General features: G+C 40.5%; 17 protein-coding genes and 1 riboswitch. Of the genes, 13 read left to right on the top strand and 4 right to left on the bottom strand.

Annotated elements, in window-relative coordinates; genetic code table 11:
• Positions 1-29 precede the first annotated feature (29 nt).
• Entirely contained in the window at positions 30-806 is a 777-nt protein-coding gene (locus AC1TO5_RS01995; RefSeq protein WP_482061801.1) for a substrate-binding domain-containing protein, read from the top strand.
• 154 nt (positions 807-960) lie between these two features.
• On the opposite strand, the gene AC1TO5_RS01990 is transcribed toward AC1TO5_RS01995, so the two are convergent.
• Together AC1TO5_RS01990 and AC1TO5_RS01985 are read right to left on the bottom strand one after the other, a co-directional pair.
• The gene (locus AC1TO5_RS01990; protein ID WP_482061111.1) at positions 961-2,163 is read right to left on the bottom strand and encodes an MFS transporter; all 1,203 of its coding nucleotides are present in this window, start codon (positions 2,161-2,163) and stop codon (positions 961-963) included.
• Between the two features lie 25 nt (positions 2,164-2,188).
• A complete protein-coding gene (locus AC1TO5_RS01985) occupies positions 2,189-2,779 on the bottom strand; it encodes a TetR/AcrR family transcriptional regulator (protein WP_482061110.1) in 591 nt (196 codons plus the stop codon).
• Between the two features lie 196 nt (positions 2,780-2,975).
• Here AC1TO5_RS01985 and AC1TO5_RS01980 point away from each other — a divergent pair, with 196 nt between their 5' ends.
• From AC1TO5_RS01980 to AC1TO5_RS01970, 3 genes are all read left to right on the top strand, one after another.
• Complete coding sequence (locus AC1TO5_RS01980; RefSeq protein WP_482061109.1) at positions 2,976-3,125, top strand: hypothetical protein; 150 nt, start codon at positions 2,976-2,978, stop codon at positions 3,123-3,125.
• Positions 3,126-3,733: 608 nt separating this feature from the next.
• A complete protein-coding gene (locus tag AC1TO5_RS01975; protein WP_482061108.1) occupies positions 3,734-4,069 on the top strand; it encodes a PadR family transcriptional regulator in 336 nt (111 codons plus the stop codon).
• A 14-nt stretch (positions 4,070-4,083) separates the two neighbouring features.
• A complete protein-coding gene (locus AC1TO5_RS01970) occupies positions 4,084-5,100 on the top strand; it encodes an HAAS signaling domain-containing protein (protein WP_482061107.1) in 1,017 nt (338 codons plus the stop codon).
• Between the two features lie 121 nt (positions 5,101-5,221).
• On the opposite strand, the gene AC1TO5_RS01965 is transcribed toward AC1TO5_RS01970, so the two are convergent.
• Complete coding sequence (locus AC1TO5_RS01965; RefSeq protein ID WP_482061106.1) at positions 5,222-5,632, bottom strand: hypothetical protein; 411 nt, start codon at positions 5,630-5,632, stop codon at positions 5,222-5,224.
• 272 nt (positions 5,633-5,904) lie between these two features.
• Between AC1TO5_RS01965 and AC1TO5_RS01960 the strand changes: the two genes are divergently transcribed.
• Together AC1TO5_RS01960 and AC1TO5_RS01955 are read left to right on the top strand one after the other, a co-directional pair.
• Entirely contained in the window at positions 5,905-7,539 is a 1,635-nt protein-coding gene (locus tag AC1TO5_RS01960) for a glycosyl hydrolase family 18 protein (RefSeq protein WP_482061105.1), read from the top strand.
• A 258-nt stretch (positions 7,540-7,797) separates the two neighbouring features.
• A complete protein-coding gene (locus AC1TO5_RS01955; RefSeq protein ID WP_482061104.1) occupies positions 7,798-8,820 on the top strand; it encodes an NADPH:quinone oxidoreductase family protein in 1,023 nt (340 codons plus the stop codon).
• On the opposite strand, the gene AC1TO5_RS01950 is transcribed toward AC1TO5_RS01955, so the two are convergent.
• Positions 8,796-9,875, bottom strand: coding sequence for a glycosyltransferase family 2 protein (locus AC1TO5_RS01950; protein WP_482061103.1), 1,080 nt, complete (start codon positions 9,873-9,875; stop codon positions 8,796-8,798). The two genes, AC1TO5_RS01955 and AC1TO5_RS01950, sit on opposite strands and share 25 nt — an antisense overlap.
• Positions 9,876-9,954: 79 nt before the next feature.
• A riboswitch (TPP riboswitch) is annotated at positions 9,955-10,061 on the top strand.
• Positions 10,062-10,232: 171 nt separating this feature from the next.
• On the opposite strand from AC1TO5_RS01950, the gene AC1TO5_RS01945 reads away from it, so the two are divergent.
• The 7 genes from AC1TO5_RS01945 (at position 10,233) to AC1TO5_RS01915 (ending at position 15,761) form a co-directional block, all read left to right on the top strand.
• Positions 10,233-11,258 carry an ABC transporter substrate-binding protein gene (locus tag AC1TO5_RS01945; protein WP_482061102.1) on the top strand — a complete coding sequence of 342 codons (1,026 nt, stop codon included), beginning with the start codon at positions 10,233-10,235 and terminating at the stop codon, positions 11,256-11,258.
• A 24-nt stretch (positions 11,259-11,282) separates the two neighbouring features.
• Positions 11,283-11,585 (top strand): MTH1187 family thiamine-binding protein, encoded by a 303-nt coding sequence (locus tag AC1TO5_RS01940; protein WP_482061101.1) that lies wholly within the window; start codon positions 11,283-11,285, stop codon positions 11,583-11,585.
• Entirely contained in the window at positions 11,575-12,351 is a 777-nt protein-coding gene (locus tag AC1TO5_RS01935) for an ABC transporter permease (RefSeq protein WP_482061100.1), read from the top strand. The genes AC1TO5_RS01940 and AC1TO5_RS01935 overlap by 11 nt, the downstream gene beginning before the upstream one ends.
• Positions 12,351-13,103: an ABC transporter ATP-binding protein gene (locus tag AC1TO5_RS01930; protein ID WP_482061099.1), complete on the top strand. Its 753-nt coding sequence runs from the start codon at positions 12,351-12,353 to the stop codon at positions 13,101-13,103. Before AC1TO5_RS01935 ends, AC1TO5_RS01930 begins: the two co-directional genes overlap by 1 nt.
• A gap of 135 nt (positions 13,104-13,238) precedes the next feature.
• Positions 13,239-14,072 carry a TatD family hydrolase gene (locus AC1TO5_RS01925; protein WP_482061098.1) on the top strand — a complete coding sequence of 278 codons (834 nt, stop codon included), beginning with the start codon at positions 13,239-13,241 and terminating at the stop codon, positions 14,070-14,072.
• A gap of 137 nt (positions 14,073-14,209) precedes the next feature.
• Positions 14,210-14,980 carry a glucosaminidase domain-containing protein gene (locus AC1TO5_RS01920; protein ID WP_482061097.1) on the top strand — a complete coding sequence of 257 codons (771 nt, stop codon included), beginning with the start codon at positions 14,210-14,212 and terminating at the stop codon, positions 14,978-14,980.
• Entirely contained in the window at positions 14,955-15,761 is an 807-nt protein-coding gene (locus tag AC1TO5_RS01915) for a peptidoglycan recognition protein family protein (RefSeq protein ID WP_482061096.1), read from the top strand. Before AC1TO5_RS01920 ends, AC1TO5_RS01915 begins: the two co-directional genes overlap by 26 nt.
• The last annotated feature ends 21 nt before the right edge of the window (positions 15,762-15,782 follow it).

The following is a 15,782-nucleotide window of genomic DNA, read 5'->3' as shown; positions in this document are numbered from 1 at the left end:
TTTCGTCGGAGTTGTTGGGGCGGTTCTTTGTGGGAGCTCAGAGTTCGATTCTGGAACAAGAATTTGAATTCGAGATGACAATCCAGCCATACAAGCGGAAGCAGATTCACAGAATTAAGGAGATTTGCGATCAAGGCAGCTATCATGGAGCGATATTGACAGGTATCTCTGCAGAGGAGCAACGTTACCTGGAAGAACATCCTTTAAGCTTGCCGACCGTAATGTTTAATCGCCAGAGCAGTAGCTATAGCTGCGCACATGTAGATACGTACGAGATTGGTCGCAAATCAGCTGAACTATTCGCGGTCCGCGGGCATAAAAAGGTCGGTACGATTGTGCCAGATCATCTTGTGAATTCGGAAAACAATTTACGCTTCACAGGATTCGTCGAGTCGTGCATGAAGTATGGACTCGAACTGGAGGAGCGGCATATCCAAATTGCTCCGATGACGATGGAGGGCGGGAATTCGGCAGCCAAAAAGATTGTGAAGGGAGGCGGTGACCTACCAACAGCGATATTCTTCCCGCTAGGGCTCATGGCTGTCGGAGCACTTCCTGAATTCCATCGTGCAGGGGTCCGAATGCCTGACATGATGGAAATCTTAACGTATGGTGATCATGATGCAGAGAAATACAGCGTTCCTTCCCTTTCGACGGTGAAGCTACCCGTTGAGGAAATGGCTGCCGCATGTATCCGCTTGGTCATGGAGAGGATTCACGATCCTTCGTCCGAACCGAAATCACTCGTGTTCGAGACGCCGTTCATCTTTCGTGAGTCCTGCGGAGGATTTGGGAACGAGTTATGACAAGTATTTCCGCCGAAACCCGCTCTAGCCAACCCGTCCTCCATTGGACAACTTATTGAAATATTTTGTGTATTAATACAGTGTCATGTTAAATAATAAGGTATAAAAAAGCTGTCGAGAATTTCTCGACAGCTTAAGTAGGTTGTTCTTCATATTATTTTCCCAAGTGATTAACCATTTTTTTTTCTTTCCACATCATCGTAATGACAAGACCAATGAACAAAATGACAGCTGAAAAGAGATACGGATAGTTGATGTTGACATCAAATAATATACCGGCTGACGCGGGCCCGACGATTGTGCCGAGGCTTGTATATGTTGAGTTCATTCCAGCGATAAATCCTTGTTCTTGTTCGGCAGATTTTGATAAATAGGTCGTCAACGCTGGGCGTAGCAGGTCAAATGCGAGAAAGATGAAACAAGTAATTAGCAAAACGGCTAAATAGCTAGAGACCATCGTGGATGCCACTGCTAATACTACACCAGCAATTAAGCATATTTGGATGAGTTTCTTTTCGCCGAGTTTATCGACCATTTTACCGAACATAAACACCTGAACGGCAACGCCGAAGATTGCGCTTATTGTAATAATGGTAGCAATATCTTGTGCAGTAAAACCGAATTTATGATCAGAATATAGGCTGAACACAGTTTCATATGCAGATAAACCAAAGGCTAGTACAAATACAATAATAAAGGCAATAATGTATAGTGGTTGAAGTGAACGTTTGAGATCACCTACCAAGTTTGTATCTTTTTTAAGCCGACTGATTTCCAAAAGCTGCTGTTTAGTTAGTGGCTCTTTGAGAATAAATAGCGATGAAATACCTGTTATTAATGCGAAGCCAGCAGCAAAGTAGAATGGGGCACGTACACCTAGCTCAGCAATAAATCCTCCAATACCTGGGCCAATAATAAAACCGGTACTAATGGCTGCAGAAATATAGCCCATCGCTTTCGGTCTTTCCTCTACTGAAGTAATATCTGCAACAAAGGCAGTTACGGCAGGCATAATAAATGCACCACTAATACCTCCTAGAATTCTGGAAAAATAAAGAACAGATACATGTGTACCTATACCAAAAATCACCTCCGAAATAGCAAAGAGGAATAAGCCGATGATGATCATTTTCTTTCTACCATAAGTGTCAATCCATCGTCCTGCGAGGGGAGACATAAGTAATTGTGCGAACGCAAAGGCCGCCATAAGATACCCCATCGATTGACCTGATAAATTCATCATATTCATAAAGGATGGCATAACAGGGACGATAAGTCCGACTCCTAGAAAAACAATGAATATATTACTTAATAGGATGAGTAAAACTGTTTTTTGTTGATTTAATGGTTTCGTCATGAAGAAATACCTCTCTTTTGTAAAATCATAGCTGTGAAATACCTCTCCAAAATACGGTCCATGAGGCATTTAGTTTATCATTTAAACGTTGTTCATTATTTCCATAAACAAGCTCTAGCATGATCGAATCAACGATACCTAAGAAGGCAAGCGTAGGTATGGAGGCTGTATCATTCATGATGGCGTTGGCATCGATCCAATCTTGAAATTTGCTTTCAAGTACGGTTTGAATTTTTTCCTCCGTATCGATGACTTCCTCATCAATCGCTGCTGCAAGATGGAGAGGTGGAAAAAAGGACATACGTAGCCAAAACTTTAACTGTTCACTCTGTTGAAATAAATCAATGACCAATCGCAGATATCTTGATAAATCTGCTTTCGGATTTTGGGTATCCACTGTACTCAAAAATTCTAGTTTCGATGAGATTTCGGTCTCTTTGGCATCTTGTAAAACCTGTAGAAATAGATCATCTTTCCCTTTGAAATGAGCATAGAGAGACTGTTTTCTCAAACCGACATGCTCGGCAATTTGAGACAGCGATGCTCCCTCATAGCCATGAATTGTGAAAAATCTTAAAGCGACTTCTTTAATCTCTTTACTTTTCAATAAAATCACCTCAATATTAACGAACGTTCGTCAGTTATTTTATCAAGTTTTATTTTTTATTGCAACTGTAAAATAAAAAAATGTTTGTGTTCACACAAGCCAATACGAGGTAGCTAACTAAAGTGTGAGAATATATAATATAAATGCTACAATATGTAAATTTCATTCTCACAAGGCCCATATCTTATCTGATTGGAGGATTATGATGGACTATGTACGTGATTATGCAATGTTTGCTGCGGTTTTTGTCGCACCGAAACTTCAGGTTGCGAGTAGCGCAATTACGGGAATTGGGTCTGGTGCGGTTCTGTTTGGTTTCGCAATTCTAGGTTTGATTAGGTATTTGTCCGCATAGTAAAGAGGGGCTGTGAGCCGATCTTTTTGTTATAAGCATCTTTCAATAACTCCAAGTGTGATTAGTAAACGAAAGAAGCTAGCGTCGGTAGAGTACCGACGCCAGCTTGACGTTTAAACACTTATTTCATAGTATGATTTCAGTTTTCTAATACTTTTGCCACCATTGTAGAGAATTCAGCTTTCGTAATAGCTGCTGCCGTCACTTAGGTCGAATGCTCTGACAAGTATAAGGTAGCCAATTCTTCGCGATTTAGTTTGTCTTCTGGTTTAAATAATCACATATTGAGATTGGAGTAGATGCATCTAGACTAAATGGGTTAGAGGAAATCTTAGATTGTAATATAGTCGACATAACCGTATTTCATGCAACATCAAAAGAAAACGCGAAATCCGTAGTCGCTGAGTTCAATCAATACTTTAAACTTCAGTCATATTGATGGCGGGTAACCTGGAAAAATTAAAGAAACGAATTGAATGCAAGGGGTTTTTCTGCGTTAAGGGTATAACTAGAGTTGTATTCATTTTGAATATATTTTACAAAATTTAATAATAAGGTATTCACAATAGTGTGCCTCATACAGTATAATGAAATTAGGAGTTGATCGCATGGTGAATATTCAAGAAACAATAAATGGATTAACGCATGAACTAAGACGCGGCACGCTCATTATTAGTGTATTAAGCCAATTATCTGAGCCGCAATATGGTTACTCGCTCGTTTCTGTATTGGACGAGAAAGGTATCAGCATTGATCCCGGAACATTGTATCCCCTCCTACGCAGATTGGAAAAGCAAGAACTACTTGTAAGTAAATGGGACACGAATGAATCTCGTCCCCGTAAGTACTATCTTCTTAGTCAGGCTGGTAAGGAAGTTTACGAGCAGTTATGTATGGAGTGGAAAAACTTGACACAAAGCATGCATAGCTTAATTGAGTCGTAAGGGAGAGATGGAAGATGGAGATTATTGATCGCTATGTTTACGCGGTTATCCAACGGGTGCCACAGCAGCAAAGGGTTGAAATTGAGAAAGAGTTGCGTGGATTAATTGAAGATATGCGGGAGGATCATGCGTCGGAGGGACAAACGGAAAAGGAGATTATTGAGGCTGTACTTAATGAGCTTGGTTCGCCATATGAACTCGCAGCAGGGTATAGAGGCTACAAGAGATATTTAATTGGCCCAGAATGGATTGAATCATATCTGGTTGTGCTTAAAGTCGTATTGTTCGCGATTACGATTGGCTTGACGTGTGTGCTCGCTATCGAGATTTTTATGGATCCATTTGAAGGGTTGGAGACATTTATTAGCTTTTTTGCTTCTTTGAGCTCAGCATATGCACAAGGTTTTGCCGGGGTCACGTTAATCTTCCTCTTCATTGAACATAAAGGCAATAAAGATGGGCATAAGAAGCTTGCTGGAGTTAAGAAAGAGTGGAAGCTAGAGGATCTACCGCCACTTCCGACTGAGAAAACTCGAATTAAGCGCAGTCAACCGATTGTAGCAATTATTTTTACAATTTTGTTTGTGTTGTTGTTTACGTTTTCGGCTCAATACATTGGCATTATCAGACTGAACGATGAGACGACGAAAGTAATTTCTTTCTTCAATGTTGAGGTCCTTCAAAGTTACCTACCTTTTATGTGGATTCTTGCAGTGTTCAGTTTATTGAAAGAGGGTATTAAACTCGTAACGGGCAGATGGACAAAGATGATAATATTAATGCAGATTCTATTCAATCTATTGTGGTTCCTTTTAGCATTGATTATGTTGATGGACCAATCGTTATGGAATATGACATTCCTTGATGAATTGATGCAAGCTGGTCTTGTGTTCGTTGGAAGTGATATGTTCCAGACGAGTAGTGAAATGTGGCAATATTGGACTGAGATACTAATTTATATTGCGGCGATCGTGGTAATCATTGAAACAGTCGTCATTGGTATGAAGGCGTACGGTGTGAGAAATAATTAGTGATAACAGATGCAATAATTGAATAAGTAGGTTAGAAACTGACCTCTAGATAATGAGGAAGGGATCCATACGCAATCAAAAAACCCAGTTGCCGATTTTTTTTCGGTGACTGGGTTTTTGATTATGTAACTTTGATACTAAGCGGCTCGGATTCAATCTCAAACTCATAGCCTGTACCATCATGTTTGATTCTGAACTTTGCTTTTGAAACGATAGTGTAGTTTCCGGCGGGTAATATATATTCATTGTTTTTGGGGTAAACATGACCTTCACCGTCATTGCTATATTGCTCCTTTGGCTGTAATGATTTCATAAATCCAATATCGTTAACCATGCGAACTTTATTCCCATCAACTGTCGGAATGATTAACAGCTTCCCAGTTAGTAAGATGGACTCCCCTGCTTGTAAATCTGTAGATGTATCAACAATAATGTTGAACATGCCGGCGTCAGGTGTTGTGACGGTACTATTTGAGCATCCAACCAGAGTCATGATGACAACGAATAAGCATACCGATAAATAACGTTTCATACTATTAACCTCCTATTCATAATCCTTCATTCTAAGTGACGCATTCTCATCATATTATGTTGCTAACACACCAGAAAAAGTGATTTCTACGGTGTTAAGTAACCAATCCCATCATATGTAAAGTTGCGAAAATGTAGCTTGTAGCCTATCAACTCAATATAGGTCTAGCATTTCTGAAACAAAGAGCTACCTTTCTGCGTCTATTATTTTGGATGAATAAAGATGGAATGAACTCTATTGGACAAAAAGGAAGGAAGTGTGAAGAGGTTATTATGTTGAAAAAAGTGAGCTTTCTGGTAATAATACTATCTATGTTATTTGCAAGTAGTGCTTTTGCGTATAATGTTCAGCTCCAACCATTTAAGGATGAGGAGAACGATTATTCGCGAGAACCAATTTATTCGTTATCTGCATTAGGTATTATAAATGGATACGAGGATAGAACATATCGTCCAAATGCTGACCTATCACGAGAGGCATTTATTAAGCTACTTGTTATGGCGAGTCAGCTAGAAACAGCAACCATTGGAACTATTCCTGCAGGGGTTGCCAAGGATCGCTGGTCAGCGAAGTTTATTTCTGTTGCCTATGAACATAAGTGGATTGATAGTTTACTAGATCAGAAGGGATCATTCAATCCAGCGCAAACGATTACTAGACAAGAGGTTGCAATGCTAGTAGGGAAAGCGTTACTAGATTCGGAAAAGGATGAAGTACGTCAGCAATGGCTTGCAACAGATTGGAAGAAGGAGCGGGATATTCGGGCTTTCAAGGATCAATCTGCAATTGATGTAGATATGCAACCATATGTTTACTACGCAGCTAGTCGCGGTATTATGGAAGGCGATCAAGCGGGCTTTAAGCCGAAAGAGTCGTTAATTCGCAAACAGGCTGCAGCCGTTATTTATCGCTTAATTGATAAGCGAGTTTCTGAAGAAAAAGTTGATTTTACAGGTTTTTATGCCATTTCATCCTATGGTGCGATCAATCAGATGAATAAGCTTACCGATGTTATCCTCGGATGGTCTCATTTGGAATATAGTAGCGCTGGAGTTGCAACTTTGAAAACAAATTCAAAGACTAGTAAAACAGTAAATGTCATTCCAAGTGGTTATGTGGAGGCTCTTACTGCTGCCGACTCTGCTCAATTAACGAAGGAACTGATGGTATTTTACGACAATAGCAATTTGAAAGACTTTCTTAAAGATAAAATAGCTCAGACTGCATTTATCGAGTCGTTAGTATCTACTTTAAATGATCCAACTTACTCGTTCACGGGGGTAAGTATAGATTTTGAAGGATTGTTGAAAGAGGACAGTTCCGCTGATTATGTTGCATTTCTGCAAGATTTGAAGAAGCAGCTAGGTGCGTATACATTGTCAGTTGCTGTTCCGCCGATTTATTACTATAAAGGTTATGATTTGAAGGAAATAGGTAAACTTGCGGATACAGTTATTCTGATGGCCCATGACTTTACCGATAGCCAGCTTCCGTCAGCTCCATTGCCGCTTGTGAACGATACGATTGTAACGGCACTTCAAGTGATTCCCAAAGAAAAGCTAGTACTAGGTATTTCGAAGCAGGCTAATCAATGGATTACTTCCAATGGCGTAACCGCATCTCCAGTTATTCCAGCGATTGCAGATGTGGAGAAAAGATTAGCGATGCAAAGCGTCGTTAAGACATGGACGATGCCGTATTTTCTAACGAAAGCTGAGTTTGCAGATGAGCGTGGCAGTCATGTAATGTACTATGAGGATACGCAAAGCATTGACAAAAAAATATGGCTTGCTAAGTTTTATGAATTGAAGGGCGTTTCTTTATGGCAAATGGGGAGTTATACTGCAACAGATTGGGAGTTAATTGGTGAGCAATCAAGTAAGGGAAGTTCAAACAGCGGACTTTGATAACGAAGTTATGCTAACGTAGTTTAGTCGACATCGAATATGAAGTTCAAACAGCAAGCCTAATAGAGGGAGAAGTGTGCATAAAAATTATGCATGCTTCTCCCTTGTTCATGTCGTAAGCTCAAAGGTTTTGAACGGTTGTTAGTACTATTTCGTGTATTTTTTTGTTATGCTTATAAGAAAAACTGCATGCTAAGTGAAGTGACAAGAGAGACTGTTCACTGCCCCTGCTGACTACATATTAAAAGGAGTACAACGATGACACAATCATTCAATGCATTAGTTGTGAGTAAGCAAGAGGATCAATTTTCTATAGACATTAAAACGCTAACATTTGATGATTTACCACAAGGAGAAGTGCTGATTCGCGTTCACTATTCTGGAGTTAATTATAAAGATAGCTTAGCCACTATTCCTAACGGTAACATTGTGAATACTTATCCATTTGTTCCTGGCATTGACCTGGCGGGAGTAGTTGTTTCATCTGAAGATGATAGATTTCAAATAGGGGATGAAGTGATCGCCACTAGTTATGCTATCGGTGTTTCACATTTTGGAGGTTACAGTGAATATGCTCGTATCTCAGCCGATTGGATTGTGCCACTTCCGACCGGTCTTACGCTGAAAGAAGCAATGATTATTGGTACTGCTGGTTTTACTGCAGCATTATCCATTCAACGACTAGAAGATAATAACGTATCACCTGAGAATGGTAAAGTACTTGTCACAGGGGCAACAGGTGGTGTTGGAAGCTTTGCCGTCGCTATTTTGTCTAAACTTGGTTACGAGGTTGAAGCTAGTACTGGTAAAGAATCGGAACATGAATATTTGAAAAAAATCGGAGCAACTACAATTGTATCGCGTACAGATGTTTATAATGGAGAAGTGAGAACATTAGACAAACAGAAGTGGGCAGCAGCTATCGATCCAGTTGGAGGCGAGCAACTTGCAGCGCTCCTAAGTAAACTTCAGTATGGAGGAGCCGTAGCTGTTAGTGGATTAACTGGTGGAGTGAAAATACCAACAACCGTACTCCCATTCATACTAAGAGGCATTAATTTACTTGGTATCGACTCTGTATATTGCCCGATGGACACCCGACTTAGTGTGTGGAATCGCTTGGCGACAGACTTCAAATTAGCAAATTTAGAAGAGTTAATCCAGCAAGAAGTTACACTGGAGCAACTGCCAGATGTTCTACCTACTTTACTTAAGGGACAGGCACGAGGCAGAACACTGGTGAAGCTAATGAGTGACTATAATAAGCCTTTGCCCTTGTAGTAGTTCTCATTATATTTCATACTTGGATGATTCGGATTAATAGCCATAGCAAGTCGATGATGTTCAACTGCCTTTTGCAAATTCCCTAGACGATCATAACATACCGTTAATTGTAGTTGAGGTAACCATGTCGCAGTTGCTGGATTATGGAAGCTCATATCGGATGTATACTGGGAAGTTAAGAGCGCTTGCTCGTACCAGTAAATCGCTTGTTGAAATTTGCTATCATTAACAAAAAGCGCACCAAGCTGGCAGCAGAAGTCCGGGCGAGGTGGAATATATTGCAATGTACGAAGCAGATGAATAATAGCTAGATTAGGTTGACCAAGTGCTTCATAACAATGAGCTTTACGTGAGCAAGCGGCAACATTGTCTTCAACCCAACCCCCATTATCTTCAAGGAAAGTGTCATACCATTGAATCGCTTCCTCGTATCTTTGATGATCACGCAATTCGTTAGCGAAATAGAATTGATCGCGTGGAGAAAACTGTTCCCTAGCTTCATGTCGTGCCAAATAAATATTCAAGTTACGATCACTAGATTGACGCTCTTTGCGGTGCGTAACGGCAACTTCGGAGTTAAAACTTGCACCTGATACTGCCAAGTACTCATGAACGGCACCGATCCAGCGAAAGTTATTACTTCGTTTTACAAGACGATTGCGACGGTAACTGTATGTTGGGTTACCATTATCGTCAAAAGAAAGATGGTATTTCATCGTTACCGTATCGTAATTGAAATCTGATGTTTGTTTTAATTGCAGTAGACGTTCTAGATCTGCTGGTTGAATAACATCATCGGCATCAAGCCACATAATATAATTAGAGGTTGCTTGCTCAAAGCTATAATTACGTGCATCTGCAAAGTGATTAATCCATGGAAAATCATATACTTTTGCATCAAAACTAGCGGCAATTTCCTTTGTGCGATCTGTTGATCCTGTATCAACGATGATGATTTCATCTACTGCTTGTTGCACGCTAGCAAGACAACGAGCAAGTACATCTTCCTCATTTTTGACAATCATACATAGACTTATTGTAAACACATTCATCCATCCTTTTTATGATTTTATGAAAAAGGGTAGTCAAAGAGAAATGACTTTGCTATAATGACCAATAGATTGACCAAGTGAATACGCTTTGGGGAGCTAGTAAGCTGGCTGAGAGGGAATGAACCAATTCCGACCCGTGACCTGATCTGGATAATGCCAGCGTAGGAATGAGAGCATACTTTTGCATGAGATGAAGTTATAGTGGAAAACTATACCTAATCTATTCTATGCGAAGTAACAGCCGAAATTGACGGCGCCCTTCCTAATTTATAGAAGGGCGTCTTTTTATTTACCTATGTAAATCAGCGTGTTCTTCTTGGACGATCATAATTAGAGAGATGAATGGGAGAGGAAGACATGAAAGTAAAAGGATTGAAATGGTTATTAGTTATCGCATTATTGTATGTAGTAACGGCATGTGGCAATGAACAGGTGAAGCAAGGTAATCAAGCTGGGACGACTGGCGCAGGCGACATAACAGAGACGCTTCGAAAGGTTCAGCTCGTACTTGATTACACACCGAACACGAATCATACCGGGTTATATGTGGCGCGTGATAAAGGCTATTTTGCTGAACAAGGTCTTGAAGTTGACATTATTTCTCCAGTACAAGGCGGAGCAGATGCAGCAGTAGGCTCTAACAATGTTGAATTTGGTATTAGTTATCAAGAAAATGTAACGGTAGCAAGAGTAGCGGGTGTTCCTGTTGTATCATTGGCGGCGATCATTCAACATAATACATCGGGATTTGCCTCTAAAAAGGACAAGGGCATTGATTCACCTAATAAATTCGAAGGTATGCGTTATGGCGGTTGGGGTTCCCCTATTGAAACGTCAATCATTGATTCTTTAATGAGAACGGATAATGCAGATTTTGATAAATTAGAAATTGTAAACATGGGTGATAGCGACTTCTTCACAGCAGTTGAGCGCGATGTTGATTTCGCATGGATTTTCTATGCTTGGACAGGAATTGAAGCTGAGCTACGTGGTGTCGATTTGAATATGGTGTATATGAACGAATACAATGAGAACTTAGATTACTATACGCCAGTTGTTGTAACAGGTGAAAAACTCGTTAAAGAAGATCCTGAGCTAGTTCGTTCATTCCTCGCGGCAGTTGCGAAAGGTTATCAATATAGCATTGACAATCCAGCGGATGCGGCGGAAGTATTAATTGCTGCTGAGCCAGATTTGAATGCGGAGCTTGTAAGAGCGAGTCAACAATGGTTAAGCCCGAAATATCAGGATGATGCACCCCGCTTTGGTGAACAGAAGTTGTCGGTATGGAAAGGTTATGCCGATTGGATGTTTAGCAATGAATTGTTAAACGGCGAGCTAGATGCAGAAGCAGCATTTACAAATGAGTTTTTACCACAATAAACCAATACTAAGGGGATATTACAAATGGCTAATGCATTATTAAGTATTCAGATGATTCCGAAAACACATAATGGCGAAAGTGTCATTCCATATGTAGATCAAGCGATTGCAATTATTAAACAATCTGGTCTACCGTACCGCGTTGCACCAATGGAAACGACAATGGAGGGTGATCTTCCAGAGCTATTGCAGGTTGTCCAACAGATGCATGAAGCAATGATTGAAGTTGGTTGTCCAGGTGCTTTATCACAAATCAAAATTTCATATAATCCAATTGCCGGAGCATCGATGGATAAATTGTTGGAGAAATATCCGGATGGAAAATAAGCAATCTCGTTGGAGTAATATATGGCCCCCAGTGGTGACACTTTTATTTATTGGCATTGTCTGGGAGTTAATTGTAAGGATGGAGCTTGTCTATAGTTGGCTTATTCCTTCTCCAATTGGTGTATTTCAAGGTATGATCGCGGATTGGCCACGCTTGATGGAGCATTTTGCTGCTACAACTAAGTTATCGCTTATTGGCTTTGCAGGTGGAGCTATCGCCGGGTTCGTCCTTGCAGCAGTGCTACATTTTCTTCCTATTGTTAGGAAAGGGTTTTATCCGGTATTGATCTTATCACAAACGATTCCTGTCATTGTTATTGCTCCTATTCTTACGATGCTACTTGGATACGGAATGATGCCGAAAATATTTCTTATTATTTTAGTTTGTTTCTTCCCAATATGTATTGCTACACTGGGAGGACTCGCTCAAGCAGATCATCAGCTTAAAAATTATTTGAGTATGATCGGAGCATCGAAATGGCATCTGTTTATTCATTTGGAGCTACCGAGTGCGCTTACTAATTTATTCAGTGGCTTGAGAATTGCTGTTTCGTATAGTGTACTAAGTGCAGTCGTAGCGGAATGGTTATCACCAAAAGTTGGTTTAGGTAGTTACTTGATCTTATCTTCCAGAGGATATATGCCGGATCGAGTGTTCGCTTCGGTGCTCTTAATTGTACTACTAAGCCTTTTCCTATTTTGGATTATCTCCTTTATTGAGTCGCGCTTTGTTCATTGGCGTCCGAAGAAAGGAAGTGAAGGCTAATGCTTGAATTGAACGGGGTTTCTAAGTCATTTACACATAAGAAACAAGACAAACAAATTCTGCAAAACATTAGTCTGCGTGTAGACGAAGGGGAGTTTGTATCTGTTATTGGTCCTTCGGGAAGCGGGAAAACAACGCTATTTCAAATTATTGGTGGGTTAGAGCCTATTAATGAAGGTGAAGTTTGGATCAATGGGCAGCAGACAACGGGGCAACGTGGTCATGTTGCCTATATGCCGCAGCAAGCATCGTTAATGCCGTGGTATAGTGTGAAACGTAATATTGCACTGGCGCTACAGGTAGCAGGCGTTAGTAAGCAACAAGCTCAGACACAAGCGAATGAATGGCTGCAAAAAGTCGGACTAGCGGAGTATGCGGACGCGTATCCTCATATGCTTTCAGGTGGAATGAGCCAACGTGTCTCGTTTCTACGGGCATTGTTATCACCTCAGACTCTAATGCTACTTGATGAACCGTTTGGTGCATTGGATGCCTTAACTAGACTACATATGCAGCAATGGTTACTTTCCATCTGGGAAGAAAATCGTCGCTCGGTATTGCTCGTCACGCATAGTATCGAGGAAGCTTTATTGCTGTCAGATCGCATTATAGTGTTGTCAGCTTCGCCTGCTACAATTGTTGATGAGATCATCGTGCCATTTGCCAGACCTAGAGCAAGTGACTTATGGAGTACGCCGACTTTTAATGAATTGAAGCAGCGTATTTATGAGCAACTTCATACGAACAGTTAGTTAGGCAGTGCGCCCCAATGGTTAGGTTCCACTAACTATTGGGGCGTACTTCCGTTAATATACTGTTTTTGTTATATTCGAAAGCAATAGCTTATGCTTTCGATGCTACTTTTTGTTTACAAGAAGTTCTTCGAGATGTTACAAAAAGTTTGGGGAGACGTTACGATGGCTAATGGAAATTTGAAGTATATCGATGCGCATATTCATTTAGAGCAATATAATGAACAACAATGTGAAGCGATCATTGAACGTTCGTTGCATCAATCGGTCAACCATATTGTAGCGGTTTCGATGGATCTCTTCTCATCTAAACGGACGTATGAGCTTGTTCAAAAGTATGGCGAGGTTATCTTTCCGGCTTATGGATATCACCCCGAGCAGCCATTACCTAGTGAACTAGAAGAGCAGCAACTGATAGATTGGATAACGGAATGTCATATGGCTAAGCAATCGTTTGCGATTGGTGAAATTGGCTTGCCTTATTATAGTGCGCTTGAAGCAAGGGAACAGGGAAGGGAATTTGCAACAGAACCTTACATTGCATTTCTTGATCGAATACTTGCCTTTGCGAAAGTAGTAGATCGACCAGTAGCGCTGCATGCGGTATATGAAGATGCTAGTATTGTCTGTGATCTATTAGAAAAGCATCAAATCGAAAAGGCTCATTTTCATTGGTTTAAAGGGCCGACTGAGACGGTTCATAGAATGATTGAGAATGGTTATTATATCTCGATTACACCTGATGTTTTTGTTGAAGCGGAAATTCGCGAACTTGTTCGCACATACCCATTGGGTCAAATGATGGTAGAGACCGATGGACCATGGCCGTTCGAAGGTCCATTTGCAGGGAAGATGACGGAACCAACGATGGTTATTGATGTAGTTAATGAGATTGCTCATCTGAAAGGGATTTCTCCGCAGATCGTGGCAGAGGCTGTTTACAACAATACATTACGATTATATCTTTAGAAGCAATAGCTAGAATCAATAGAAGGAAACGAATATTTGTCCATTGGATAAATAGCCGTTTCCTTCTACTCATTTAAAGCATAAATAATAGAATTACTAGAATTCAAACTATGAGCAAAAAGGGAGTGAATGAGAACTTGAGCGAGTTAACGAGACAACAGTTTTTTGCTGCAATAGTACCTACAATTGTATTGATTCGTCAGCAAGGTTCTCCCATATTACCTTCGGTTAGATTAGCACAAAGCTTATTAGAAACGGGTGGAGTTCTTCACGCCTGGAATAATCTTGGCGGTATTAAAGTAGGTGGTGGAAAGCTAACTCCATATTGGCGCGGAGATGCAGTAACAAAAGGGACATGGGAATTTATCAGCGGTCAAGAAGTGAAGGAGAAAGCTGCATTTCGAGCATATCGCACGTTATATCATTATTATAAGGATCAAGATGAGTTGTTCAACAATACGAGGTACGCTAAAGTGCTGGAGGCCAAAACTGCAATAGAACAAGCAGAGCAAATTCGATTAGCTGGCTACGCAACAGACCCTAACTATTCCTCGAAAATTATGTCGCTTATAACAAAATACAATTTGGGTACGTTTGATACGGCTACGGTCAAATTCAAGCCTGAAAGCGGGTTTGAAAGGGCTAGTCTTGTACCTGTAATGGTCGATCAGCTATTATATTGTGCTGCTTATTTGGACAGAGGAATTACGTATATCCCTGTTCGTAAAATTGCTGAATTATATGGTGCTAAAGTAGATTGGAAAAGTAAGAAAGTGTATGTTAACGGAGTGCTTGTAGAAACACGGCTTGGTGGCTCAACTAGCTTTGTTAAGCCGAGGGATATTATGAATCTACTAAAAATCAGATTAGAGTGGGACAACTATGCAAAAGTTCTATTTATCAATTAATTATGTGGAGTTCAAAAAGTGGGATGAGGATAGTGATATGTTAATGAGTAACGAGTACAGACAGGATCATATACCGAAAACTACTCCTTATAATCGACGACCATCACTAGTATTAGAGCCAACGACCATTACGATTCACAACACAGGAAATCCATCCAGCACGGCGAAAAATGAACGTGCATGGCTTACAAATACTTCAAATACTCGGGTAGCATCTTTTCATATTGTTATTGATGAGAAGGAAACGATTGAAGTGTTGCCGCTGAATGAAGTAGGTTGGCATGCTGGCGATGGCAGTGATGTGAAAAGTGGGAATCGTACATCCATTGGAATCGAGATCTGTGAAAGTGGTAACTATAGCTTAACGCTTAATCATGCCGCCGGGCTAGTAGCCAAAATGTTATATGAGCGTAGCTGGGGGATAGATCGCTTACGCCGTCATTATGATTGGAGCGGGAAAAACTGTCCAAGACTGATGAATGCAGATGGTAAATGGTCTGGTTGGTCGACATTTGTTAATAAAGTTAATGAAAAGCTACAATTGTTGAAGCAAGAAAATAGTAGCGGACCACCCAAAGGTACTGATACGGATAACGATGAACATGGAAATGGGTCAGTAGAAAGAGAGGCTCACAAGATGAGTATTGAAGATGCAAATAAAGTAATAAAGTTTTTAAGCGCAGCGTATTTCGCTACTGAAAACAAAGAAGCGCGTAGTGAGTTTAATCGATTAGCCAATGAGCTACGTAAAGCTAGTGGTCAAAAACCTGCTAGTAGTTAAGCTAGCAAAATTCGCTAGTAG

The organism is Paenibacillus sp. Y930 (assembly GCF_056786375.1).
This window is presented reverse-complemented; position numbering and strand designations above follow the sequence as displayed.